The organism is Oleiphilus sp. HI0079 (genome assembly GCF_001635105.1).
Genome location: NZ_LWFT01000198.1, coordinates 1 through 806, shown reverse-complemented (window position 1 = coordinate 806; position 806 = coordinate 1). Strand labels below are relative to the sequence as shown.

General features: G+C 47.5%; 2 protein-coding genes. Both read left to right on the top strand.

Features of this window, described 5'->3' with window-relative positions; all coding sequences use genetic code 11:
• Positions 1–301, top strand: a 301-nt coding sequence (locus A3750_RS25770; protein ID WP_197474841.1) for a hypothetical protein, incomplete at its 5' end; no start/stop codon positions are given.
• Between the two features lie 4 nt (positions 302–305).
• The coding region (locus A3750_RS02830) for a CDP-alcohol phosphatidyltransferase family protein (protein WP_082873181.1) at positions 306–806 on the top strand (501 nt) is incomplete at its 3' end.

Sequence of the window (806 nt, the reverse complement as noted above, 5' to 3'; positions counted from 1 at the left end):
GCATGTTGAACGGCTTTCAAGCGTCGAGCACGTATCGGTTCGACAGGTTTATCAAGACAAGGTCAATTTAGGGATTAAGCTTCGTGGATCTCGGGCTAACTTTGAGCAGCAAGTTGCCCTTGCCGGCAAGCTTCAGTTGGTCGCGCCACCGTTCTCGCAAGAGACCGAGCTGAGTTCAGCGCAGCCGCCAGCAGAGCGTGAAGACGCATCTTTGACTCAAGATGACCAGTTCGCAGCGGTTGAGCTTAACGAAATGCCGCAAAGTCTGAACTTCTATTGGGTTCCTGATGGTGGAGCATAACTAGGTGTTTGTTAATCAGATACCAAATTTGCTGACTGTGCTTCGCATCGTTCTCATCGTGCCGTTCTCCTATTATTTGATGACACAGAGCTTCCAAAATGCGTTTCTTGTATTTGTCATTGCCGGAATTTCTGATGGTGTCGACGGTTTTCTCGCTCGGCACTTCAATTGGCGCTCCCGCTTTGGTGCAATCGCCGACCCGCTCGCAGATAAGCTCTTACTGATCACAACCTATGTGTTGCTTACCTGGCTCGGAGAGCTTCCACTTTGGTTGGTGTTGCTCATTTTCGGTAGAGATTTAATTATCGTTATCGGTGGCTTATTGTTTCACTACAAAGTGCATCATTTTGATATTCAGCCAACGCTACTTGGAAAGCTTTGCACTTTTATTCAAATTTCATATGTGGTTGTCTTGCTGTTGCATCTTGCCGGTTATGCGGCGCTTGGCCCTTTTATTGACTTAGGTGTCTATCTGGTTGCAGGGATAACGTTACTCAGTGGTCTC